Origin of the sequence: Brevibacillus fortis (genome assembly GCF_046196545.1) — a bacterium.
In the GTDB taxonomy this organism is placed as follows: domain Bacteria; phylum Bacillota; class Bacilli; order Brevibacillales; family Brevibacillaceae; genus Brevibacillus; species Brevibacillus fortis_A.
This window is the reverse complement of the sequence record NZ_CP176370.1, coordinates 2,168,607-2,192,461: the sequence shown is the minus strand read 5'-3', so window position 1 is coordinate 2,192,461 and position 23,855 is coordinate 2,168,607. Positions and strand designations below refer to the sequence as shown.

Below are 23,855 nucleotides of genomic sequence, written 5' to 3'. Positions count from 1 at the left end.
CTATTCTGTAAATTCTTCTTCAACAATTTTTTGCATGATAAAAAATTTATTTGAAATCTATATGCCGTCGGCTTAACAAAAAAGGACGCCGACTAGGCATCCTCTCTTATGAAAATCAAAGAAATTCAACGCCGCCCCTATCCGTTGACCCCACTCATTACCTTCTGGACAGTTGGCTTCACACGGATCGCTTCCGAGTAGAAATACACATGCTTTTTGCCTGTAATGGGATGTGTCGTCACTTCTGTCTCTACCCCGAAAACATCCCGAATCAGATTGGGTGTCAAGACTTCTTCCGGAGTCCCTGACGTAACGATTTCCCCCTCACAGATCACGTACAGACGATCACAGTACATCGCAGCGATATTGAGATCATGCAGCGAGGACAATACCGTAATCCCCAGCGTTTTCACCAGATCCATGACCTGCAACTGGTATCGAACATCCAAATGATTCGTCGGTTCATCAAGGACAAGAAACTGGGCTTGCTGCACCAAAGCTCTGGCAATCAGCACCCGCTGCTTCTCCCCACCGGATAAACTGAAAAAGCTGCGATCGGAATAGGTATGCATCCCTACCCGCTGGAGTGCATCTTCACAAATCCGAACATCTTCTGCGTTATCGGACTGAAACAGCCGTTTATGCGGGGCACGTCCCATATTCACGATTTCGGTTACCGAAAAATCGAATTCAACAGAGGACTCCTGCCTTACTGCCGCCATTCGCTGAGCGTTTTGACGTGAGGTTAACTTATACACGTCGTCGCCATCAAGCGAGATCCATCCCGATCGCGGCTTCAATACGCGATAAATGCTTTTTAGCAATGTGGACTTCCCACTCCCATTCGGTCCGATCAGCCCCACAAACTCTCCGGAGCGCACCTCCAGACTGACGTTGCGAAGGATTCCCTTTTTTTCCAGTTCGACCGATATATTCTCAACCAGTAAATTCATCGTCCGCTACCTCCAAAGGAGTAAGAACTCCGCAACATCAACCAGATAAAGAATGGACCTCCACACAGCGCTGTCAAAATACCAATCGGCAGCTCTTCCGGTGCAAATGCGAGCCTGGCGACTACATCAACCCAGATTAGAAATATCGCGCCAAACAAAGCGCTGACAGGAAGAACACGTCTGTGATCTGATCCGACCATCACACGGACGATGTGGGGCATCATTAAGCCGACAAAACCGATTGATCCCGCGATGGACACGATCACCCCCGTGAGCAGTGCCGTGATTACCAGGAGAAGCTTGCGGAACTGTACCGTATTAACCCCCAATGTTCCCGCAGACTCCTCGCCCATGAGCATCGCATTGAGCGAGCGGTATTGGGCCATTAAGACGATGAGACAGATGACGACAATCAATGTAGGGATCGTCAGGTACTCCCATTTCCCGCCAGCCAGACTTCCACTTAACCAAAACAGGACCGTCCCAATTCCATGCTCATTCGGCGCTGAAAAAACAAGGAGACTGGTAATGGCCGACAAGATCGCAGATATCGCAATTCCAGCCATGAGCAGGCGTACCGTCGAGTTTTGTCCTCCAATACGGGATAGCGTAAAAATGAGAATGATTGACACAAGCGAGCCTGTAAAAGCGCCAAAGGACAGCGCATACTGCCCGTACATGCTGAATGCTCCGAATATAATCACCGAGGTAGCGCCAACCGAAGCACCTGAAGATACGCCTAACACATACGGGTCAGCCAGGGAGTTGCGAACCAACGACTGGATCGCTACACCCACGACAGACAAACCTGCGCCGACGATCGCCCCCAAAAGTACACGCGGAAAGCGAATATCCCAAATAATAGTTTGCTCCCCTTTGGACCAGTCCACTTCAATCCATTGGGTCAACATCGGAATTTTTGATAAGGCAATTTTCCATACCGTTGTCGGCTTAATGTCCACTGAGCCCAAGGTAACCGCGAACGTAATCGAAAGGAAGAGTCCGACTAGTAGCGTGATGATGATATAAGGTAACTTGATCTGTTGCAGTGCCATTCCCTCCCTTAAAAGGGGCGAACTCTATTTGAATTTATCCGGGTAGAGTCCTTCCGCCAAAATTTTTAGCGCAATCGGTGCGCGAACGCCTTCAGAAGCCGCAGACAATGGCAATACCATTAGTCGTTGATTTTTAATCGCCGGGATATCCGCCAATTCTTTTTTGGTCAAAAGGAAATTGCGCTTTTGCTCGACGGTTCTATCACCGTAGTCTACGATCATAATCACGTCTGGATTGCGACTCACTACTTGTTCCCAACTGACCTCTGCCCAACCCTTTTGAATGTCATCGAAAATGTTCTTGCCGCCAGCGGTCTTGATTAAGGACGTCATGTAGTTGTTGGCTGCTGTGAATGGTTTATCTTCCCCGTTGTCGTACACGAACACTTTAAGTGGCTCATCCACCTTGCCGATTTTGCTGATCGTTTGATCCATTTCACTCTTCATTTTGTTGATCAATTCATTGGCTTTGTCTTCCACACGGAAAATGCGTCCGATGTTCGTAATATCTGCGAACACATCATCGATCGTTGGACCAGGCTTGCTGGACGAATCTTGCAGGTACGATTTGATGCCGACTTTTTCCAAATCCTGCATCGATCCTACCCCCTTTTCCCCGAATCCGCTTTTCCATCCGGCGTACACGAAGTCAGGGTTCGCTGCCAGCAGCACTTCTTTCGTCGGATACTTGTCAGACAGTACCGGAACCTTGTCGTAATCTGCTTTTAACTCTGGAAGGATTTCATCGTCTAGGTAAGCGGTTCCGACCATTTTATCAGCCAGGCCCAATGCCAGCATGATTTCGGTGACGTGTTGGTTCAATGTCACGGCACGCTCAGGTGCTATTGGATAGGTCATTTCGATACCATTATTGGTTAGTGTTACAGGCTTGCTCTCTGCTGTTGGTGCAGCCGGTTGTTCTGTTTTGGCTGGAGCCTGTGTTGTCGTAGTGGAGCCGCATGCCGAAACCAAAAGCATGGCAGCTGTCATGATACCGAAAGCTAGTCCTTTCATTACTGTATGTGGCTTGTTTGTCTTAAACATCTGTAATCCCCTTTTCTGTATAGAAATGATGAGTTGAACCAAATCCTCCACAAAAAAGCACCCCCCATTTCAATCGGGAGGTGCATGACAAACGTAGATATAGCTATAAGCAGGCACAAGGCGCCCTTTCATAGACTGCTTCCACATCTGCCCCATCCTCGTGGGTCGATTGTATATGATCGCATGGCAGGTCTCCTGGCTTACGAATCAACACTCCCAGCTACCTTCCCATTTTTTGTCTCGCAAAAAACAGTGGCTATTCGCTAGGCGCTCCTCGTTACAGTGGCGGGACCGCGCCGGTTTCTCACCGGACTTCCCTTTTAAGCTGACGGCATATGCCATCCAGCACCATTCGATACTTATTCAATTTTTATGATTTATTCATTAGTTGATAGAAGTCAGTTTTTTCGGGAACTGCGTGAGAATTTCAACGCCGGTTTCCGTAACCAATACATCGTCTTCAATTCGCACTCCGCCTACACCTGGCAGATAGATGCCCGGCTCGATCGTAAAGACCATCCCTGGACGAAGCACTTCTTGGTTCTGGCTGTGAACAGATGGATATTCATGTACATCCATCCCAAGTCCATGCCCAAGACGGTGCATGAAGTATTCTCCGTAGCCTTTTGCGGTAATGACATCGCGCGCGGTTTTATCCAAATGCGCAAAGGTCACACCCGGACGAATCTCAGCAATGGCCGCTTCGTTGGCTGCCAATACTGTCTCGTAAATTTCTTGAAGCTGGGCACTGATCTCACCTACAGCAAAGGTACGAGTAATATCAGATACATATCCGTTGGCTGCTACCCCGATATCAAACAAAAGCAAGTCGCCTTCTTGCACCTGGCGCGTTCCTGGCTTCCCGTGTGGCAGTGCCGATTTCTCCCCTGCCAATACCATGGACGTAAAGGATGGACCTTCCGCACCCAAGCGCTTCATTTGGAATTCCAGCTCAGCTACGATTTCTGTCTCAGTCATGCCTACCTTGACTTTTTTCAGCGTCTCTTGCAAGGAATCCTCGACCAACTGAACAGCGTGCTTCAAACGATCCACTTCATCTGCGGATTTGATTAAACGCATTTCACGCAGTGGCTCTTCCACGTCCACATAGCTCGACGCCAGAACAACTTGTCCAAGTGCTTCATAGCGCTCGACAGTCATATGACTTTTCTCAATACCGAGCTTCGTCAAGTTTGCTGGCAACACTTGCTTGAGAATTTCATACGGGTTTTGGATATCCGTATGTGTATGGATATCTTGAACGAATGAAGCCTCTGCCGCTGCCTCACGATCAAGAGCAGGTACAATTAAAGAAGGTTTTCCCTCAGCAGGAATAACGAGACCCATAAAACGTTCATGCGGGTCTGTAAAAAATCCGGTCAAATAGTAAACGTGCTTGGGGGAGGTAATCAACACCGCGTTCAGCTCTTGCTCTGTCAAAAACGTGTGGAGCTTCGAAATGCGCTCTTGAAACAACTTCTTCACCCTGCTTTCACCAATTATTCTATTGCGAGAATACCACTTCCCCATCAAAAAAAGAAGAGTTCAATTGAAAAATCTGCTTCGGATCGGACAACCTAAGGGTGGGGTGAAAACGAAAATGGAACAAATACTCGTCCATCAGGATGGCAAGCAGTTTGCTTTTCACATATCGGGAAAAGGCCAGCCGTTATTGTGTATCCATGCGCCATGCATCGGCTCTATTAATTTTGTTTATCAGCAAACACTCGCGGATACGTATCAGCTCATTGTCCCTGATTTGCCCGGACACGGTGACAGTTCGCCGCTGGAGAAGCCTTATTCCATTGGGGAGCTGGCAGAACAGCTCCATAAGCTGATCCCGTCACTCGGCATTGAGCGTCCCTTTATCTTGGGGTACTCCCAAGGTGCTTCTATCGCTCTTGAATATTGTCTTCGATATCCTGATCATGCAAAGGGCATCATACTCGTGAGCGGCTTTTCCGAAGTGAATGACCTGTATTTACATGGACGATTTTGGATGGCACAGGCAATGTCGATGCTTCACGGAGTTCCTCTTCTTGCCCGTTCGATTGCTTCCTCACATGTCACTGACCCAGAAATGCGGGAAAAATGGACGTCGCACGCCTCCAAAACAGATCCCACTAGCCTGAAATACCTTTACGCTGCCGGACATCGTTATCAATGTACGGCACGTCTGGGCAACATCCAGCTTCCGATTTTACTTGCCTATGGCGAACAAGATCAACGGATGCACCATTATGCGCAGATGCTTACTATGAAATTGCCAAGAGCAAAACTCGAGATGATCCCTAACGTGAAGCATCAAATCATCACAAAAGCTGCTCCTGCTTTCAATCAGTTGTGCCGCACCTTCATCGAAGAAGGATAACTAAAAAAAGACAGAAGGACGGACACTGATAGCCCCCTTCTGTCTTTTTGCGGTTTGACTAGCTCTTCATCCGCGGGTCGAGTGCATCGCGCAAGCCGTCCCCAATTAAGTTAAAGCCGAGCACTGTCAGCATGATAGAGAGCCCCGGAAAAATAACAGTCCATGGTGCTTTCTGAATGTACTGACGTGAATCAGCAAGCATTTTTCCCCATTCTGGTTCTGGCGCTTGTGCGCCCAATCCGAGAAAGCCAAGTGCAGCTGCTTCGATAATCGCTGTTGCGATCCCCATCGTCCCGGTCACAATGATTGGTGCGAGGCTGTTCGGCAAAATATGCTGCATGATAATCCGGGAATTTTTCATCCCGATTGCCCGTGCGGCCATGACGAATTCTTCTTCCTTCAAGCTCAACACACGGGCCCGTACCAAGCGTCCAAAGGTCGGAATGTTAATAATCGCAATCGCAATCAAGGCGTTTTGCAAAGAAGGACCCAAGATGGCAACGACAGCGATTGCCAACAAAATACTTGGAAAGGCAAGCATAATATCAAAGAGACGCGAAATGATCGTATCGATCCATCTGCCATAGTATCCTGCCAAAAGACCGAGTAAAGTCCCAGCGAGAACGGAGCCAATGACAGAGAACGTCCCTACCCACAAAGAGATTTGTGCCCCATAAATAACGCGACTAAATACATCGCGACCATTGTAATCTGTTCCAAACCAATGCTCTTCGGAAGGTGGCTTGTTTTTCATCACGAGCTTGCCTTCGTCGTACGGATACGGAGCAATCCATGGAGCTAAAACAGCCACAACAATGAAAAACAAAATAATCCCAAAACCCACCAGCGCCAGCTTATTTTTTCGTAGCGTCCTCCATGCATCCTTCCAAGGAGAGACGACTTCTTCTTGCTTCACTTTTAAAGGTACTACCTGATCTTGGGGTTGTAATTGTGGTTGTGCCATGTCTCTTCGTCCCTCCTTAGCGATATTTGATGCGTGGATCGATATAGGCGTACAGAAGGTCGACCAAGAGATTGATCAGGACAAAAATCGTCGCGATCACAAGGATACCGGATTGGATTACCGGATAGTCACGGTTTCCAATGGCGGTCACAATATAACGACCGACACCTGGCCATCCGAAGATCGTTTCTGTCAAAACGGCTCCACCCAACAGCAACCCTGTTTGCAAACCAATTACCGTCAAGACAGGGATCATCGCATTTTTCAGCGCATGCTTGTACACGACCCAAAACTGTGCCAGCCCTTTTGCACGAGCGGTTCTGACATAGTCGGCACGCATAACTTCCAGCATGCTCGAACGAGTAATGCGCGCAATGATCGCCATCGGTATCGTACCTAACGCGATTCCTGGCAGGATCAAATGCTTAATGACTTCCCACAGCTGATCCCAACTTCCAGCGATCATCGTATCCAGTATATAAAAGTGCGTAATGGCCTCTACGGGATTACGCGAATCGTCGCGACCAACTGATGGCAGCCATTTCAGTTCTTGGGCAAACACCCACTGCTCCATCAAACCTAGCCAAAAAATTGGCATGGATACACCAACCAAAGCGATCAACATCGCACAGTAGTCAAACCAGGAGTTTTGTTTCCACGCAGAAAGAATCCCTGCATTTACCCCAATAAACACCGCAATCAGCATACTCACAATCGTAAGTTCAGCCGTCGCCGCCAAATAAGGCATCATTTCATCCGAAATCGGCGCATTCGTTTGCAATGATTCTCCAAGATTTCCGCTCAAAATATCTTTCATATAATCGAAATACTGTATGTACCACGGATTATTCAATCCCAATGCTTCTCGTATGTCTGCAATCGCTTGTGGTGTTGCCTTTTCTCCCAAAATCGTCAAAGCCGGATCACCAGGGATGGCACGAATAATGGAAAAAACGATGATTGACATGCCCACTAAGACAGGAATGAGCATTAATATTCTTCGAATGCTGTAAGCTAGCAATGCCATCTCCTCGCCTTCCTGCATAAAATAATCGCTACATAATAAAAGGAGGGTAAGAAGAGGTATGCACTCCTCTTACCCTTTTACTATGAATCAGCTTACTTGAAATCTACCTTTTCCAAACTTTCAGACCCTTTTGGATGCGGGTTGTAATCTACGATATTCGCTTTTCCTGCCAAGGCTGGTGTAGAGTGTGCCAGCGGAACCATTGGCACGTCTTTGAAGATGATCTCTTGTACTTGTTTGTACAGTTTTTCACGCTCAGCTTGCGCTGGAGTGGACTGAGCTTTCATCATCAATTGAGAAGCTTCTTCGTTTGCCCAGCGTGTATAGTTGTTGCTGCCGATGCTGTTTTTGTCGAGCAACACAGCCAGGAAGTTGTCAGGGTCGCCATTGTCACCTGTCCAACCAAGCATGAACATTTCTTGCTCACCCAAGCGAGTTTTTTCCAAATACGTTGCCCATTCCATCGTCACGATCTCAGCATCAACCCCGATTTTCTTCAGGTCTTGCTGGATTGCCTCTGCAATCTTCACACCTTCAGGCATGTATGGACGCGGTACTGGCATTGCCCAGAACTTGATTTTGAAACCGTTTGGATGTCCTGCTTCTGCCAGCAATTGTTTTGCTTTATCGAGGTTGAACTCACGATCTTTAATGTCGTTGTTATGTCCCCACATGGTTTTTGGCATTGGGTTGACCGCTGGTTCTCCAACGCCATCGAAGAAGGCCGTTACGATTTCAGGTTTGTTAATTGCATAAGCAATAGCTTCACGAACTTTTGGATTGTCGAGTGGCTTCTTCTCTACGTTAAAGCCGATGTATCCAATGTTATTGGTAGGACGGAGGAATAGTTGCAGGTCTTTATTGTCTTTTACTGCTGGGATATCATCTGTGTTGAGACCATCCATCAAATCGATCTCACCTGATGCCAAAGCAGTCAGACGCGCTGTATTTTCTGGAATGACCTTGAATACCAATTTATCCAATTTCGGGAAGCCTTTGTTCCAGTAATCTGGGTTTTTCTCGAGAGTGATGGTGTCGTTGCGCTTCCACTCAACGAATTTGAATGGTCCTGTACCAATTGGGTGCTCATTGAACTTTTTAACATCCTTTTTCAATGCTTCAGGCGAACCGATTGCAAAAGGAGACATGGCCAGGTTAGCAAGGAATGGAGCGAGTGGACGAGTCAGTGTGAATTTTACAGTCGTTGGATCTACTGCTTCCACGGATTTGATTACGTGATTCGCATCGCCTTTGTAACCGCCAAACTGGCTAATGTAATACTCGAAGCCCTCTGGCGAATGCTGTGGATGGCTCTTGTCGCTCCAGCGCTCAAAGTTGTATTTGACCGCTTCTGCATTGAAATCCGTACCGTCGTGGAACTTCACGCCAGATTTCAGTGTCAGCGTATAAACAAGACCATCAGGAGATACTTCCCACTTGTCAGCCAACGATGGAGCGAGCTCTGTTGAGCCGTCAGCGAAACCGACCAAAGTATCCATGATGTTCTCTGTTACTTTGAATGTCTCACCATCTGTTTGGGTAATTGGGTCAAGCCCCTTTGTGTCTGCACCGCGACCGACGATTAATTGCTTCGGTCCAGTTTTTGCAGGCTCAGTTGCAGGTGCCGGAGTTTCTGTCTTTGGTTGTTCTGCCGGCGCTTTTGTGGTTGGAGTGCTAGAGCATCCAGCAATCAGCATAGCCAGCGCCACTAGGCTGGTCATGGTTGCGGAGAGAACTCTCTTCTTCATGAAAACATCCCCCTTTTTCTAATAATGGTCGCATGTTCCTTTTTGGTAGATGGTCGATACAATACCTATTGCTTTGCATCCCCCCTTTACAAGACTTCCTATTCGGCAGGCAGACTCCCTTTTGTCGATTAGGACTTGTATAAGTGACAAGCAACAAAGTGACCGTCGCCTGCGTCCGCAAATTCTGGTCGCACAGTACGACACTCCTCTGTCACATGGGGACACCTCGTATGGAATGTACAACCACTTGGAGGTTTGGCAGGGCTCGGCACATCTCCCTGGAGGATGACTCTTTCACGTACGGCATCAGGGTCTGGCGAAGGTACCGCCGACAGTAGTGCTTTCGTATACGGATGAAGCGGATTGGAATACAATTGGCTACTCGTCGTCAGCTCGACAATTCTGCCAAGGTACATCACACCTACCCGATCACTGATGTGACGCACTACACTCAAATCATGGGCAATGAACAAGTATGTAAGGCCGAATTCGCGTTGCAAATCCTGCATGAGATTGAGCACCTGCGACTGGATGGACACGTCCAGTGCAGACACAGGCTCATCCGCAACGATCAATTTGGGCTTGAGCATCAGCGCTCTCGCAATGCCGATCCGTTGCCTCTGTCCTCCGCTAAATTGATGCGGATAGCGGCTCGCGTGATAGCTGCTCAGACCAACGATCTCCAGCATTTCCTGCACGCGCTTTTTTCGCTCTGCCGAAGAACCCAGACCATGTACAATCAAAGGCTCTTCCAAAATCTTCTCAATATTATGTCTAGGATTGAGTGAAGCAAACGGGTCCTGAAAGACAATTTGCATGTCGCGTCGCATCTTTCTCATCGCATCTGTGGAAAGCGACATGACATCGGTCCCGTCAAAGTTGATTTCACCCGAGGTCGGTTCAATCAGCCGCAGCAAGGAACGTCCCGTCGTGGACTTTCCACAGCCGCTCTCACCTACCAGCCCCAATGTTTCTCCACTCTTAACGGTAAACGATACATCATCTACCGCCTTTACTACACCTACTTCCCCTCCAAGAACACCGCCTGTGATAGGGTAGTATTTTTTCAAATTTTTTACGACAAGAAGATCTTCTGCCACCTGCATGCTCCTCTCGGGTTATTCGGTCAGCCAGCAGCGGGAAAGGTGATTGTCCCCTACCACTTTTAATTCTGGCATCTCACTGCGGCATCGGTCTGATACTTTATCGCATCTAGGTGCAAAACGGCATCCGACAGTAAGCGAACCCGGAATCGGGACGTTGCCTGGAATCGAATAGAGACGCTCCTGTGATCCTTCCAGCTTCGGCAACGAATTCAACAAGCCGATCGTATAAGGATGCTTCGGATTTTTTAAGATCGTACGAACATCGCCTTGTTCAATCACGTTTCCTGCGTACATCACCACGACGCGGTGACACATTTCCGCAACGACCCCAAGATCGTGGGTAATGAGGAGAATTGCTGTGTCTGCTTCCCGGTTTAGTTGGCGCATCAGGTCCAAAATCTGCGCTTGAATCGTCACGTCGAGCGCGGTAGTAGGCTCGTCTGCAATCAAAAGCTCTGGATTGCAAGCCATTGCCATCGCAATCATGACACGCTGCCGCATGCCCCCTGAAAGCTGGTGCGGGTATTCATCGACGATGGCTTCCGCTCGAGGAATCCCGACTTTTTTCAACATCTCAATGGCACGTGCTCTTGCGCCCTTTTTGCTCGCCTTCGTATGTAATCGGACTGATTCTCCTATCTGGTCTCCAATCGTAAACACTGGATTTAACGACGTCATCGGCTCCTGAAAGATCATCGCAATTTCATTTCCACGGATGTCTCTCATTCGCTTTTCGTCGACAGATACGAGGTCCTCCCCCTTAAATTTAATCGAGCCTCCCACGATTCTCCCTGGGGGATTGGGTACTAGCTTCATAACGGAAAGGGAGGTAACGCTCTTTCCGCAGCCGGATTCGCCTACGATACCGACTACTTCTCCTTTTTGTACCGTGATCGTCACGCCATCAACGGCAGGGATTTGGCCGCGGTCCGTGAAAAAGTGCGTTTGCAGGTTTTCGATTTGTAGGACAGGATGTGACACGTGGCTCACCTCTCTCACCGATATATACTTCCAAAATAGACCTATCAATAGACATTATGACATTTATTCAATTTTTTCGCAACACAATAAATTCAAACTATTACCTCTTTACTGATTAAAAAGAATATTTGGCTCGCGTTTAAAAATTATGTAAAAGAATTTTATGATAGCCCTTTCATTGTTGATGTGGCCTTACTTGCACTGTTTAAGCCGATCGAATGCAGCATCTGTGGTCGCATGCAAAAGACCCGCCTGTACGGGTCTTTTGTCACTGGGGCTTTCTGCACTCCTTCTTTTTGCGCATAAACCATTTTCACGGTTCAAAAAAACTCCCAACCCAATCGACAAAACTCTGCGCTCCACTTTTAATGCTTCCACCCAAAGTCAAACCGATCCGACTGACGTAGTTGACCATTTCCTTCGGGTTGGCGGTCTGAACCTGCTTGCCCATTACCGCGATCTCCACTTGCCCTTGATCCACTTTTTTGATGGAAAAGGTTTGCGCCTGCCCCTCAGGCACTCCACTCACCTTGGATATTCCACGCTCAGCCGTTTGCAATCCCAAAACTACCCCGACCAGCAAGATGATTAACAGTCCAGTCAGCTTCATCGTCACGTTCATGCCCGTCACCTCTTTGCAGGCTCGTCAGAAACTGTTTTGCCTACTTTTTCAGCTTGCTGATAATAGGCTGCGAAAACATCAGCCAATGCTTCTGCCGTATTCATGCTTTCCTGCACGCTGTTTTCCGTACCACCTATTTCTATTAACAGACTTCCCGGGGAGAGGGACTGATTATACTCGCCATGATCCGTTTTTGCGCCTTTTTCCATCACGCCACGTGAAAGCTCTGGGTACATTTTTTCCATCAACTCATGAAGCTCCGTTGCAAATGCCTCGTTTTTCTCGTAGCTTTTGTTTCTTTTTCCGATGACGAACAATATTCTTCCATACGTTTTTCCCTTGATCGTGACCGTCGTACGCTCTCGTGGCGCTGTGTCTCGGTGCAGATCGAAAAAGTAGTACAGTTCCTTGTTTTTCTCCGTTGCCGATTTGACCACTTGCAAAGATTCCGCATAGGAGAAGGAGTAATGCATTTTTTTGTTCAACAGCTGCTGATAGATGTCGTCTGTGCTCACATCCGAACCAATGCCTCTGTCATTCAACGCTTCTGATAAATGCTTGCTGATTAACGATATATTTCTCGTAGGATGGTCGACGGAGGTTCCCACTGGTTTCGTCTCACTAAACCACGATTCCCGATTGTGCGAGTTGTAGACGTAGACGATTTTTTTGCCGTCTGTGATGGAATTGGGCACAGGAGCTGGCTTGGTTTCGCCCGACTTCTTGGTATTGTCCGGCTTTGGCTCTACGATCGGAACTACTTGCGAGTTATCTGCTACCTGTCTCGGATGGGCGGGATACTCCAAATAAAAATCTGCGAGAGAAGCTCCTTTTCCCTGAACGACAAACCTGGCATCCTCTGTGGTCACCATCCCTGGAAGCTCCCTGCCTAGCAAGCTGCGCAAGTCTCCTGGCTGTATATTGGTTGCCAAGCGAAAGAGAAAACCCGTAACGCTATTCGTGCGATCATCAGCCTGCGCTTGCACCGTTTCGGACAAAACCGGAATTTCCTGCCCCATCCACCCCAAAATAGCCAGACTGGAAACATGAGAAGCAGCCTGTTGAATGGCGGAGGAAGAAATCGCGATTCGGTTCCCGCCGAGCGAAAGTACCCCTGTCATGACAAACAGAAAGGCGGTTATAAAGGAAAGAACAACGAATTGGCGTTGAATGAGGGTCGCCATCTGTCTCACTCCTCTAGCTGTAGCATGGTTGCACGTCGGGAGAACTTCCCCTCGCGCTTGTCTATGCTTTAGCTTATGAGGCTCATAGAGACGATAGAACCCTTTTCTAGCTTTTCTCTCTCACTCTAGCTTTTCATGACTTAGTGGGTATACGAGCCGCTATTCTCTTCATTCACCGCACTGTGCAAAGAACGATTCAGACCTGTTGCGATCACATTCGCCACGCCTTCAATAAAATCGTCCACTTCTTTTGGAGTGACGACCAGATCCTGTCCCAGCGGTCGAAGGACCTCATGAATTAGTTGCCGTTTCTCTTCTTCCGGCAGTGAACCTACCAATCCCATGAATGTCTTGCGGGATTCCAAGTCTGGCAAATCCTCTTCCGTATACGGTTCTTTACGCTCCGGCAGCGTACTCAATGCCAGCTTGTTAAACGCCCGCTTGCTCTCCACCATCGATTGTCCAAAATGCCCCAGCAAGTACGTAATCGCATCATTTACAATCGTGGAGGCAAAAACGACCGTAGGGACTCCTATCGCAATCACAGGCACACCCAGTGTCGCCTGATCAATCGCTTTGCGCTTGTTTCCAACCCCTGATCCAGGATGAATCCCTGTATCCGATATTTGAATCGTCGTGTTGACCCGGTGCAAAGCGCGGGACGCAAGAGCATCGATACAGATGACAAAATCGGGTTTGCTTTTTTCCACGACGCCAAAAATAATCTCACTCGTTTCGATACCCGTAATCCCAAGGACACCCGGTGATAGCGCACTGACTTCCCGATACCCTTCTCCAACGGTTTCAGGCGCCAGCGTATACAGATGGCGTGTAATCAACAAATTTTCCACAACCATCGGTCCCAGCGCATCCGGGGTCACATTCCAGTTGCCGAGACCAACGACGAGAGCCTTTTTGTCCTCGGTGATTCCCAGCTGTTTAAGAAACATCGCAAATTCGACGGAGAATCGCTTGGCCACCTGCTCTTCGATCGATGTATCATTATCCCGCAGCTTAGGCACTTCAATCGTAAGGTAATGCCCCGGGAGCTTGCCGATTTCCTTCCCCGCTTCCTCTGTTTCCACATGTAATCTCGTTACTTTCACATTGGGCTCGCTGTCGTCAGCTTGCAGCCAAATGCCCTCAATATCACTCTGGTTTTGCTGCTGGGCCAGCTCGTGGGCCTCCAAGGCAAGATCCGTACGAATGGAATAACCAGACAAATCAATGTTATGTGCCATGTTCATCAGCTCCTTTGATCCGAAGTGAAAAAAGTACTGACCATTTTGTTCCTGCTACTAGCTTGCTTGAATCCTTCATTTTTATTCCTAATCCTTTCTTGCAAATGGGTTCGCCCCATGCTAGAATTACTTTGTTGTATGACTGTATGTCTATGGTCGTATTAAGGAGGTGACACACATGCCAAACATTAAATCCGCGATTAAACGCACCAAAACAATCGAAAAGCGTCGCGCACACCGTGCTTCTCAAAAGTCTGATCTGCGTACTTCCATCAAGAGCTTTGAGAAAGCTGTCGCTGCTTCCGATGTAGTATTGGCGAAATCTACTCTTCTGGTGGCTGTGAAAAAGCTGGACAAGGCCGCTTCGAAAGGTCTCATTCATAAAAACGCAGCAAACCGTCAAAAGTCTCGTTTGATGAAAAAGCTTAACGTTCTGAGCGCTCCTGTAGCGTAAGAGACCAAGCGCAAAAAACCCCGTGAACATCTTGTTCTAGGGGTTTTTTACTGTAAAAAATGTCACGACCGTTTTGTTCGTTCGTCATGCGCACGTGCAATGAATAATTCGAGGGCGAGACGCTTGTCCACCTGCCCTGACTTCATCCGAAAATCTTCTTCTGCTAGAATGCCCAACAGTTTTTTCAATGACTCCTCAGAAAAATGACGCGCTTGCTCTATTGCTTTTTTCACCGCATAAGGATGCATTTTTATCATGCCTGCCATCTGTTGCTGCGAATAACCACGCGGAGCCAATTGCTTGACATGCAGCAGCATGCGGAACTGCCTCGCCAAGAGAGCCAGCAGCTTGATCGGCTCCTCTCCTGTTTTCATACAGTCGTACATCATCCTGAGTGCCTTGTCCAACCTCCCCGAAGCGACCTGTTCAATCAGCGCGAATACATCCTGCTCCAGCGTACGTGCTCCGAGCAGCTCGATGACGTCGTCCGTGATGCTTTCACCCACCCCGACAAACAGAGCCATCTTTTCGATTTCCTTGTCCAGAAGACGCAGCTCGGCTCCCACTCGCTCCACAAGCTTCATGGTTTGCTGACGATCGATTTTCGCCTCGTATTTACCCACTTGCCGCTCTATCCAGCCGTACAAATCTCCGTCTTTTAGCAACGGAAAAGAGATCACTTTCGCCTTTTGCTGCAGCGTCTTGACCAGCTTTTTTCGTTCATCGAGCTTGTCCGCTTCTGTATGTAGAATAAGCGTGGTGTAGGGGGGCGGATTTTGCAAATAATCGAGCAGAGCATCCGGGTCGCTTTCTACCTTCGTCGAAGGCTTACTTCCTGTTAGAAAGTAGGCTTGTCTGGCAATCACCAATCGATGCTCGCCCATAAACGGCAAGGTTTCCGCATCCTGCAGAATTTCACTCAATCCTGTTTCTGTACAATCATACACACTCATATTCAAATCCATAAATTCTGGATCAATCATTTCTTTACGAGCCAACGCCAAAAAATCTTCGGCCAGAAAAGACTCCGGACCGTATAAAACGTAGATCGGCGAGAATTGTTTTTGCCGTATTTCGCGAATAGCCGATAGGAGTGGCATACGTTTTCTCCCCTTTCCTTCTTCTTACCTGCGTTATTATAGCACATGTTGCTCAGCGCAAAGCGAAAAAAAACCGCCACCAGTGAATCGGTAGCGGTTTTTTCATCCGTTGGCACCTCTATGTAAACGTTTAGGGAAAAGCCCCGGGATTCCTCCTCCCCAAACGGTAAGCAGGGGGTGCTTGATAATGTACTATACGCAAAATCCCCGCAAGCGGTGCCGGTCCATACGCGGAAAAAAGTTAGTCATTATCTTTATCTTTTTTCTTCTCTTTATTTTTCCCCTTGTCTTTCTCCTCTTGCTTGTCCCCGCCGTCGTCCTTATCGTCATTAGCAGGTTCTTTGTCTTCTCTGTCCGGATTCTCGTCCAGTCCGATCGGCCATCCCGTTGGTTGATCCTCTGTCATTACTGGCGTTGGAGGTACAGCTTTCTTTGGTGGCGGTGTCGTATTCGTTTTCTTCGGTGGCGGTGTTTGCTTTTGAACGTTCTTTGCCGGTGGCTTTTTACTCTTCGTCTGAGTAGACGCTCCAGTAGACTTTTTTGTCTTGTCCTCTTCCTCTTTTAGATTCGATGATATTGGATTATTGCTTGGAGGAGTAGGATTGGCTGGAATTTTGGGTTGTTCCACGACCGCTGGCGTCATGTCCGTTCCGTTCTGGAACGAATCGACTTCATGCTTTTTACCATCACCGCCCGAGAACAGCATGCCAACCAATAAGCTAGCAGCGACGGCCGTACTACCAAGACTGGCCATCCACACTTTCATCCGCTTCCACTTTTTTGTTTCCGGCAGTGAAGACGACTCGCGCTTAACTTCCAGAGTGGGCAGGATTTCCTCGTTCATCGTAGATTTCACCGCAGCAGGCTTTGCAGCGGCTAACTCCAGCTTAGGCAGGATAGAATCTACGATGCTGAACGGAGGTACGACAGGGGGCAGATGTTCTAATTGTTGTGACACATCTTTCAAACGGTTGTACATGAGCTGCAGTTTAGCATCTTTCTGAATCAAACGATGGAGCAATTGCTGCTCTGACTCCAACAGATCTCCATCCAGATCCCGCTGCATGAGTTCAAAAATCTCTTCGTTGGTCATCAACCGATCCCCCCTTTCTGGTAGTCGTACAACAGCTCCTGTAACTGTTGCCTAGCCCGAAATAAATACGACTTTACCGTGTTAAGCGGCAAATCTAGTACCTCCGCTATTTCTTGATAGGACAAATCCTCTAGATAGCGGAGTACTACAACCATCCGGTATTGCTTTGGCAATCTTCCGATGGCATCCTGGATGTCATTCGACAGCCCGGTGAGAAGGATTTCTTCTTCTACGTTGTTACGATCAGGAATGATCAACTCGTGCTCGTCAATTGAGACCGTTTCCTTCTTCGCGCGAAATTTATCCATACAGACGTTGCTGACAATGCGTTGTACCCAGGTAGAGAACTTTGCTTTTTCCTGATAGGTGTCCAATTTTCGATAAATTCGAATGAGGACTTCCTGGGAGGCATCAAGCGCATCTTGTTCGTTCCCTAGAATGTAATAAGCGCTACGGTAAACGGAGGTCTCAATAGATCGAAGCAGTTCGACTAGCGCGTCATGATCCCCGGATTGCGCCATCCTGATCAACTCTGCTTCATGCATATTCTCTTCTCCCCCCTACAGACGGTTCGCTCATTGAAAAAGTTGCAAACAGTTTATGTATCCAATATTTGGGTCTGCCAATATAATCCCGCAGGTGTAATAACCAGCGTAATCGCTCCATGAGTATCAGTCCTGTACACGGCGGAACCCGATTTTTTTAAGCGATGCAGCACTTCGGACGATGGATGCCCGTACCGATTTTTCACCCCGGCAGAGATGACAGCAGCTTTTGGTGCTGTGACTGCAAGGAGCTCTTCGGTACTCGAGGTATTGCTTCCATGATGGGCTACTTTCAAAACATCCACGGAAGTCAAACCGTTTTGAACAAGCTGACTTTCCCCATCCTTTTCAATGTCACCCGTAAACAATACAGTCTTGTTGAAAGCAGTAAGCTGGAGTACTACGGATGCATCATTTCCTGAGAAGGTCGTTTCACCCGGGTGAAGCCACTTCCACTCGATTCCCGGCCCATCTGACCAAGATTGACCCGGGAGCCCGGTTACAATCGGAACTCCTTCTTGTTGAAAAAGCTGGACAATCTCGCCCTCCAATTTGGATGGTGCTGTCCCATTTACCAATACCTCTCCAAAAGAAAAATGAGGAACGAGTGATTTTACTCCCCCGATGTGATCCAGATCGCCATGCGTCATGACGACACGGTCGATTTTTTCGATTCCTCTTGCCATCAGAAACGGCAGAACGACGTCTTTCCCCACCTCAAATGGGTCACGCTTTTCCATCCATGGTTCAGCAGCTGGGAACCGCATTGTCCCACCCGCATCCATTAAGTATACCTTCTCATCACCAATTTCGACAACGATGGAATCCCCTTGTCCGACATCAAGGAAGGTAATTCGCACTTCTTCGACTCCTGAAAACGGCTGTCTGGCCGCAACAATGAACAACAGAAATATAACGAAAGTAAGCATTATATCACGCTTTCGATGATAGCCCAACTTCCATGAAATGGGCAGAACAACTAAAAAGCAGGTATACAAAACAAGCCACCACCACGAAGGATGCGGCCAATATGTGAAAGGGAGCCTCATTTTTTCAATGGCAAACAACGGGAGATGAATCCATTTCAACATAGCCGTCGATACCCAAACAGGGATTACTGCCAAAAATGGATGGACGAAATCGAGGACAATCGCAATATACCCGAACGGTAGCGCTATAGCCGAGAGAATCGGTGTCACTACCAAATTGACCAGCCAAGACACTGGTGAAAACAAATGAAAATGGTAGATGAGAAACGGAAAAGAAACGAGCTGAGCTGACAAAGTAACCGCCACAAGTGTACGAATCCAGACGGGTACCCGCACAAACACATGCAAGCTGTATGGCACAAAAATAATCAGACCAAGCGTCACCGCAAAGGAAAGCTGAAAGCCTACATGCCACAGCTGATAAGGATTCACCACCAGCATCAGGATGAGTGCACCTGCCCAGACGTCCTTGCCGTCCAACCTCTTTCCAAATACTTGACAGAGAAGACCCACACTCCCCATCAACCCCGATCGGATCGCGGACGCGCTGGCTCCCACCAGAAGTACATACCCGATCAAAAACAAAATCGTTACGACAAATGCGAGCCTGCGTCTGATACCAATCCGTTCCAAACACCACATAAACATGGAGCTAACCAATGTCACATGCAAACCGGAAATCGCGAGGATATGACTTAAGCCCAAATTCGAATACATGGCCGCAAGCTCAGGGTTCACCTCTTGTCCAAGACCAAGCAGCAGCGACTTCATGTAGCCCGCTGTTTCTGGATCTGTAAATAATGAATCAATTCGCTTGGCACCCGAGTCCTGCCATACTTGAAAGCTCGCCGACACGGAAAAAGCAGGTACCATATCAACCGCTTGATAGCTTGTTTCCCCTGTGACATGGACACCTTGCCAATACAAATAGCTGGCGTAGTCGAAGGCATGGGGATTGCGCGCAGTAGCTGGTAAGGATAGTCGGATCGGAGCTACGATAACACTGCCACGTCTCCACTGCTCTATTTGTGCTGCTTCCTGAAAAGAAGCAAGTTTAACACGAAGCGCGATTTTTTCCAGAGAGCGATGCTCGTTCTGATCAGGCTGATTTTCACCCCAGGATGTTATCGTGACAAAAAATCGTGCTACATCTCCGTCCCGTCTAACAGGTGAATCTATGACACCTTCTATCCAGATGCTCTGCTCGCTTTCTGCCAATGCTTTCACTTCAGTGCCGTGGAGATTCTCGTACCCATAAAAAAAGAGACCTGCTAGAATAGTAATCAGTGAGTAGCATGCAACGAATTTGCGGTATGGCAGCGGGATACATGCAACGAGTGCCCATGATACGCCTGTAGCCAGCAGCAGCCAAGCAGGATGCAAATAGGCGGACAGAATGAGGCCGATCATCATCGCTAGACTTGCTATCCAAACTGACACTCCAATTCCCCCGTCCTGTTCTTTCATGAACCGTTTTGTCGAACGATTCATGGTCTCCTAAGGGAGTATATCTAACCGATTGGGGACAAAAATAGAAAAGAAGAAAGGCTAATTCCCTTGTAGAATCAGCGTTTTCGAGGTCAATCACTGGCATTCATAAGAGATTGCACTGATGATCGATACATGATAGAGTTAGCAGGAGCAATCCAGTGAGAGGAAGAGTCATTTCTTATGTGCGGAATCGTATCACTCTATAACAAGCGGCAAATGCCTGTTCAACAAGAAGCGATTAGTGCAATGACAGGTGTCATCCTGCACCGTGGTCCAGATGACGATGGTTTTCACCTTGAAGACAACATCGCCCTGGGCTTTCGTCGTTTAAGCATCATTGACGTGGAAGGCGGACATCAACCGCTGTTTAACGAAACACGTGACATCTGGATTATTGGTAACGGTGAAATCTACAATTACAAAGAGCTACAGCAATGGTTAAAGGACATCGGTCACGTTTTCCATACCGATTCTGATATTGAAACCATCCTCCACCTTTATGAAGAGGTAGGAACAGATGCACCTAAGCATTTGCGCGGGATGTTTGGCTTTACGATTTACGACTCCCGTAAAAAACGTTTGTTTGGGGCACGCGACCATTTTGGAATCAAGCCTCTCTATTATGTCGAGACGAATGATTCAATCGGGGTATCCAGCGAGATTAAAAGCTTGCTGGAGATACCAGGATTCAAGCGTGAAGTGAATCCAACCGCTTTTTATCACTATTTGACGTTCCAATACGTACCTGATCCTGAAACGATGTTTGCTGGTATTTACCGTATACCGCCTGCGCACTCGTTCGTGATTGAAAACGACCAGATCAAGCTGGAAAGGTACTGGGATGTAGAATTCAAGCCCGATGAAAGCAAGCCGTTCTCTTATTTTGTTGAGGGTACGCGCAGTGTCATGCTCGAATCTGTCGACAAACACCGGATTAGTGAAGTTTCTCGTGGAGCCTTCTTGTCTAGTGGGGTTGACTCTAGCAGTATCGTTGGGATGTTGCGCACATTCGAGCCAGTCAAATCTTTTTCTGTCGGCTCGGATATTCCAGGTTACAGCGAGCTCGATTATGCGAAGCGAACCGCCGCGTATTTGGGATCGGAGCATTTCGAGCGCGTGATAAACGCCAAGCAGTACATGGATGAATTGCCACGGCTCATCTGGCATCAGGACGAACCGGTAGCGGACCCATCTGCCATCCTGCTCTATTTCGTAGCACAGATGGCAAGTGAGCACGTAACCGTTGTATTGTCTGGTGAAGGTGCAGATGAATTTTTCGGCGGATACAATATTTACAGAGAGCCTCATTCTCTCAAAATGTTTTCCGGGATGCCTGGCTGGATGCGCCAATCCATTGGATACATGGCAGAACGCCTCCCCGATCAGGTAAAAGGGAAAAACTTCCTCATCCGTGGATCGAAAACGGTTGAGCAACGCTTCTTCGGAAACGCACTGATTTTCAGCGAAGAGATGAAAAAGCGTGTCGTCATGGATGATATTACCCGTTCGGAATCGTATGTTTCTCCTTTCACCATTACAGAAGAGATTTACAAGCGCGCTTCCGAATATGACGATGTAACCAAGATGCAATACTTGGACATTCACACTTGGCTCAGAGGCAACATTTTGATGAAGGCCGACAAGATGACGATGGCCAATTCTTTGGAGTTGCGAGTGCCTTTCATTGATCTGAAGGTATTTGAATTCGCCGCTACCATTCCAACGAAGTACAAAATTGCCAACGGCACGACCAAGCACGTGCTTCGTGAAGCGATGAAAGACTTCTTACCACCTGAAATTCAAACGAGAAAGAAGCTGGGCTTCCCTGTTCCGACTCGTCATTGGCTCAAAAACGAATTTTACAAATGGGCAAAAGAGATCATTTTTGAATCCAAGGTGGATAACTTGATCAATAAGGCCTATGTGCTGTACATGCTCGATGAACACCGCGAAGGCAATGCGGATTACAGCCGCAAGATCTGGACGATCCTGGTCTTCATGCTGTGGCATCAAATCTTCATTGAGCAAAAACACAATTTTGAGCCTTATGTCAGCCCGAATGTAGACCTTCGCCGCAAAAAAAATTCGCTGCAGCATATCGGCTAACAGCGAGAACGCAATAAATAGATTTGCAGACCCTCTCTTACTTTTCGTAGCATCGTTAATAGAGAACAAGTTCTCTCTATGAACGTATCGCTATGTGAAGGACGGGAGGTTTTTTTGTTATGGTGCTGGAGTGGTGGGAGCGTTATCGTCGTTTCATCTTGCTGACTGCGGCTGTTCTGTTTGTCGGTTGTAGCTATTGGTTATATCAACGCGACCAATCGCATAAGACTGACGAACTACCGTTGCATTCTCCAGCTTATGCAGCATCGAATCTTGAAACAAAAGAACTGACAGATGATTCAGCAACTGCTCAACCTGCCAAGCCTGTAAAAACGACACCGGAAAAAGATAAAGAAAAAGAAGCACTCCCCCCTCCTCTCTATGTCGATGTGAAAGGGCAGGTGAAAAATCCCGGTTTATATCAATTCGAACCAGGTACGCGTGTCGCAAATGCCATCGAAAAAGCAGGAGGAGCACTGCCTGATGCTGACCTTGTCCAAATCAATTTGGCAGCGCCGCTCACAGATGGAGCTGCTTTAGTCATCCCTGCTAAAGGGGCAGCAGCGCCAGCCTCCGCATCCATTGGCCTTGTACAATCTGCTGCCAGCGTATCCACCACTGGTACCTCTTCAGCCATTAATCTCAACACGGCAACTGTCGAAGAGCTCATGAGCCTTCCCGGGATTGGAGAAGCGCGTGCCAAGGCAATCGTGGATTACCGGTCAAAACAAGGGCTATTTCGTTCAGCGGATGACCTGAAACAGATTGAGGGAATTGGCGAGAAGATGTTTGCACGGATAAAGGATCGGCTGGTGGTACAATAAGTGCTCAGCATCCGGTCATGATCATAGGCACTCCTACATAGAATGGGAAAAGAATATCGGAGGGAGGTATGCCCATGAATAGAATTGGGTTCATTGGTACGGGCAGCATGGGCAGTATCTTGATTGAATCATTGCTGTCAGCCAAAGCGCTGACTCCTGGTCATGTCATTATCAGCAACAGAACCCTTTCGAAGGCGCAGCAACTGGCAGCAAAACATCCCGGGCTCATTGTCGCGCACAACAATGCCGATTTGGTCAAAGAAGCTGCAACGATCGTACTGTGCGTCAAGCCACTGGAATATAGCGTGATGCTCGAACAAATTGCTCCCGCCTTGACGCCAGACCACCTATTGATTACAATCACCAGTCCAATCAAGCTTGCGGATTTAGAGTCTCAAGTTCCATGCGCCGTTGCCAGAGTCGTTCCTTCTATAACAAATGCCGTAATGAGTGGTGTCAGCTTATGTGAATTTGGATCACGTATCCAAGAGGAACAACGTCATTTTATACGAAGTCTGTTTGCCCACATTAGCTCCCCTATTGAGATTTCGGAGCCTTTTTTACGAATTTCTTCTGACATTGTCAGTTGTGGGCCAGCGTTTATCAGCTATATTTTGCAGCAAATGATTCAAGAAGCTGTTGAAGAAACTGGCATTTCCGCAGAAGCTGCTACCTACATGACCGCGGAAATGTTAATTGGGATGGCAGATCTTTTACGCGAAGAAGCATTCACCCTACCTACTCTGCAAAAGAGGGTCTGCGTGCCCGGTGGAATTACTGGGGAAGGTCTTATTCCTTTGCAAGATGGTATTCCCGGTCTTTTCGCCCAAGTATTTCGTCGCACACAAGCGAAGTTTGCCGAGGATCAGGAACTGGTTGCACGAAATTTGAGCAATCAGCCGCATTAGCGAAAGACGAAGAAGCGATATCTGTAAAAAAAGGAGTGGACACCTGTCA

The 23,855-nt window shown here is 47.9% G+C and carries 21 protein-coding genes and 1 riboswitch; of the genes, 5 read left to right on the top strand and 16 right to left on the bottom strand.

What is annotated here, in order from left to right; all coding sequences use genetic code 11:
- Positions 1–137 precede the first annotated feature (137 nt).
- From ACKKE8_RS11355 to ACKKE8_RS11340, 4 genes are all read right to left on the bottom strand, one after another.
- Positions 138–953: an ABC transporter ATP-binding protein gene (locus tag ACKKE8_RS11355; RefSeq protein WP_409178248.1), complete on the bottom strand. Its 816-nt coding sequence runs from the start codon at positions 951–953 to the stop codon at positions 138–140.
- Positions 950–2,008 carry a FecCD family ABC transporter permease gene (locus tag ACKKE8_RS11350; protein ID WP_409178247.1) on the bottom strand — a complete coding sequence of 353 codons (1,059 nt, stop codon included), beginning with the start codon at positions 2,006–2,008 and terminating at the stop codon, positions 950–952. Before ACKKE8_RS11350 ends, ACKKE8_RS11355 begins: the two co-directional genes overlap by 4 nt.
- A gap of 24 nt (positions 2,009–2,032) precedes the next feature.
- The gene (locus ACKKE8_RS11345; RefSeq protein ID WP_409178246.1) at positions 2,033–3,052 is read right to left on the bottom strand and encodes an ABC transporter substrate-binding protein; all 1,020 of its coding nucleotides are present in this window, start codon (positions 3,050–3,052) and stop codon (positions 2,033–2,035) included.
- 167 nt (positions 3,053–3,219) lie between these two features.
- A riboswitch (cobalamin riboswitch) is annotated at positions 3,220–3,420 on the bottom strand.
- A gap of 16 nt (positions 3,421–3,436) precedes the next feature.
- A complete protein-coding gene (locus ACKKE8_RS11340) occupies positions 3,437–4,528 on the bottom strand; it encodes a M24 family metallopeptidase (protein ID WP_409179102.1) in 1,092 nt (363 codons plus the stop codon).
- Positions 4,529–4,652: 124 nt separating this feature from the next.
- Between ACKKE8_RS11340 and ACKKE8_RS11335 the strand changes: the two genes are divergently transcribed.
- On the top strand, positions 4,653–5,423 hold the full coding sequence (locus ACKKE8_RS11335; RefSeq protein WP_409179101.1) for an alpha/beta fold hydrolase: 771 nt from the start codon (positions 4,653–4,655) through the stop codon (positions 5,421–5,423).
- Positions 5,424–5,481: 58 nt separating this feature from the next.
- On the opposite strand, the gene ACKKE8_RS11330 is transcribed toward ACKKE8_RS11335, so the two are convergent.
- The 8 genes from ACKKE8_RS11330 to gpr all read right to left on the bottom strand — a co-directional run bounded on the left by ACKKE8_RS11330 (position 5,482) and on the right by gpr (position 14,296).
- Positions 5,482–6,387: an ABC transporter permease gene (locus ACKKE8_RS11330; protein WP_106656650.1), complete on the bottom strand. Its 906-nt coding sequence runs from the start codon at positions 6,385–6,387 to the stop codon at positions 5,482–5,484.
- Between the two features lie 16 nt (positions 6,388–6,403).
- The gene (locus ACKKE8_RS11325) at positions 6,404–7,414 is read right to left on the bottom strand and encodes an ABC transporter permease (protein ID WP_409178245.1); all 1,011 of its coding nucleotides are present in this window, start codon (positions 7,412–7,414) and stop codon (positions 6,404–6,406) included.
- Positions 7,415–7,506: 92 nt separating this feature from the next.
- Complete coding sequence (locus tag ACKKE8_RS11320; RefSeq protein ID WP_409178244.1) at positions 7,507–9,162, bottom strand: ABC transporter substrate-binding protein; 1,656 nt, start codon at positions 9,160–9,162, stop codon at positions 7,507–7,509.
- Positions 9,163–9,290: 128 nt separating this feature from the next.
- The gene (locus ACKKE8_RS11315) at positions 9,291–10,262 is read right to left on the bottom strand and encodes an ABC transporter ATP-binding protein (RefSeq protein WP_409178243.1); all 972 of its coding nucleotides are present in this window, start codon (positions 10,260–10,262) and stop codon (positions 9,291–9,293) included.
- An 18-nt stretch (positions 10,263–10,280) separates the two neighbouring features.
- Positions 10,281–11,249 (bottom strand): ABC transporter ATP-binding protein, encoded by a 969-nt coding sequence (locus ACKKE8_RS11310; protein ID WP_174225797.1) that lies wholly within the window; start codon positions 11,247–11,249, stop codon positions 10,281–10,283.
- Between the two features lie 313 nt (positions 11,250–11,562).
- Positions 11,563–11,871 (bottom strand): YqxA family protein, encoded by a 309-nt coding sequence (locus tag ACKKE8_RS11305; protein ID WP_007727739.1) that lies wholly within the window; start codon positions 11,869–11,871, stop codon positions 11,563–11,565.
- 5 nt (positions 11,872–11,876) lie between these two features.
- Positions 11,877–13,055 carry a stage II sporulation protein P gene (spoIIP, locus tag ACKKE8_RS11300; protein ID WP_409178242.1) on the bottom strand — a complete coding sequence of 393 codons (1,179 nt, stop codon included), beginning with the start codon at positions 13,053–13,055 and terminating at the stop codon, positions 11,877–11,879.
- A 140-nt stretch (positions 13,056–13,195) separates the two neighbouring features.
- Positions 13,196–14,296: a GPR endopeptidase gene (gpr, locus tag ACKKE8_RS11295; RefSeq protein ID WP_409178241.1), complete on the bottom strand. Its 1,101-nt coding sequence runs from the start codon at positions 14,294–14,296 to the stop codon at positions 13,196–13,198.
- Between the two features lie 178 nt (positions 14,297–14,474).
- Between gpr and rpsT the strand changes: the two genes are divergently transcribed.
- Positions 14,475–14,750, top strand: a complete 276-nt coding sequence (gene rpsT / locus ACKKE8_RS11290) for a 30S ribosomal protein S20 (protein WP_409178240.1) — start codon at positions 14,475–14,477, stop codon at positions 14,748–14,750.
- Between the two features lie 62 nt (positions 14,751–14,812).
- Here the strand turns inward: rpsT and holA are convergent, their stop codons facing one another.
- The 4 genes from holA to ACKKE8_RS11270 all read right to left on the bottom strand — a co-directional run bounded on the left by holA (position 14,813) and on the right by ACKKE8_RS11270 (position 19,944).
- Positions 14,813–15,850 carry a DNA polymerase III subunit delta gene (gene holA, locus ACKKE8_RS11285; RefSeq protein WP_409178239.1) on the bottom strand — a complete coding sequence of 346 codons (1,038 nt, stop codon included), beginning with the start codon at positions 15,848–15,850 and terminating at the stop codon, positions 14,813–14,815.
- 241 nt (positions 15,851–16,091) lie between these two features.
- Complete coding sequence (locus ACKKE8_RS11280) at positions 16,092–16,943, bottom strand: hypothetical protein (protein WP_409178238.1); 852 nt, start codon at positions 16,941–16,943, stop codon at positions 16,092–16,094.
- Positions 16,943–17,488 (bottom strand): RNA polymerase sigma factor, encoded by a 546-nt coding sequence (locus ACKKE8_RS11275; RefSeq protein WP_409178237.1) that lies wholly within the window; start codon positions 17,486–17,488, stop codon positions 16,943–16,945. The genes ACKKE8_RS11280 and ACKKE8_RS11275 overlap by 1 nt, the downstream gene beginning before the upstream one ends.
- A 53-nt stretch (positions 17,489–17,541) precedes the next feature.
- Complete coding sequence (locus ACKKE8_RS11270; RefSeq protein ID WP_409179100.1) at positions 17,542–19,944, bottom strand: DNA internalization-related competence protein ComEC/Rec2; 2,403 nt, start codon at positions 19,942–19,944, stop codon at positions 17,542–17,544.
- A 204-nt stretch (positions 19,945–20,148) separates the two neighbouring features.
- On the opposite strand from ACKKE8_RS11270, the gene asnB reads away from it, so the two are divergent.
- From asnB to comER, 3 genes are all read left to right on the top strand, one after another.
- Entirely contained in the window at positions 20,149–22,074 is a 1,926-nt protein-coding gene (asnB, locus tag ACKKE8_RS11265) for an asparagine synthase (glutamine-hydrolyzing) (protein WP_409178236.1), read from the top strand.
- A 119-nt stretch (positions 22,075–22,193) separates the two neighbouring features.
- A complete protein-coding gene (locus tag ACKKE8_RS11260; protein WP_409178235.1) occupies positions 22,194–22,898 on the top strand; it encodes a helix-hairpin-helix domain-containing protein in 705 nt (234 codons plus the stop codon).
- A gap of 74 nt (positions 22,899–22,972) precedes the next feature.
- Entirely contained in the window at positions 22,973–23,806 is an 834-nt protein-coding gene (comER, locus tag ACKKE8_RS11255) for a late competence protein ComER (RefSeq protein WP_409178234.1), read from the top strand.
- Positions 23,807–23,855 lie beyond the last annotated feature (49 nt).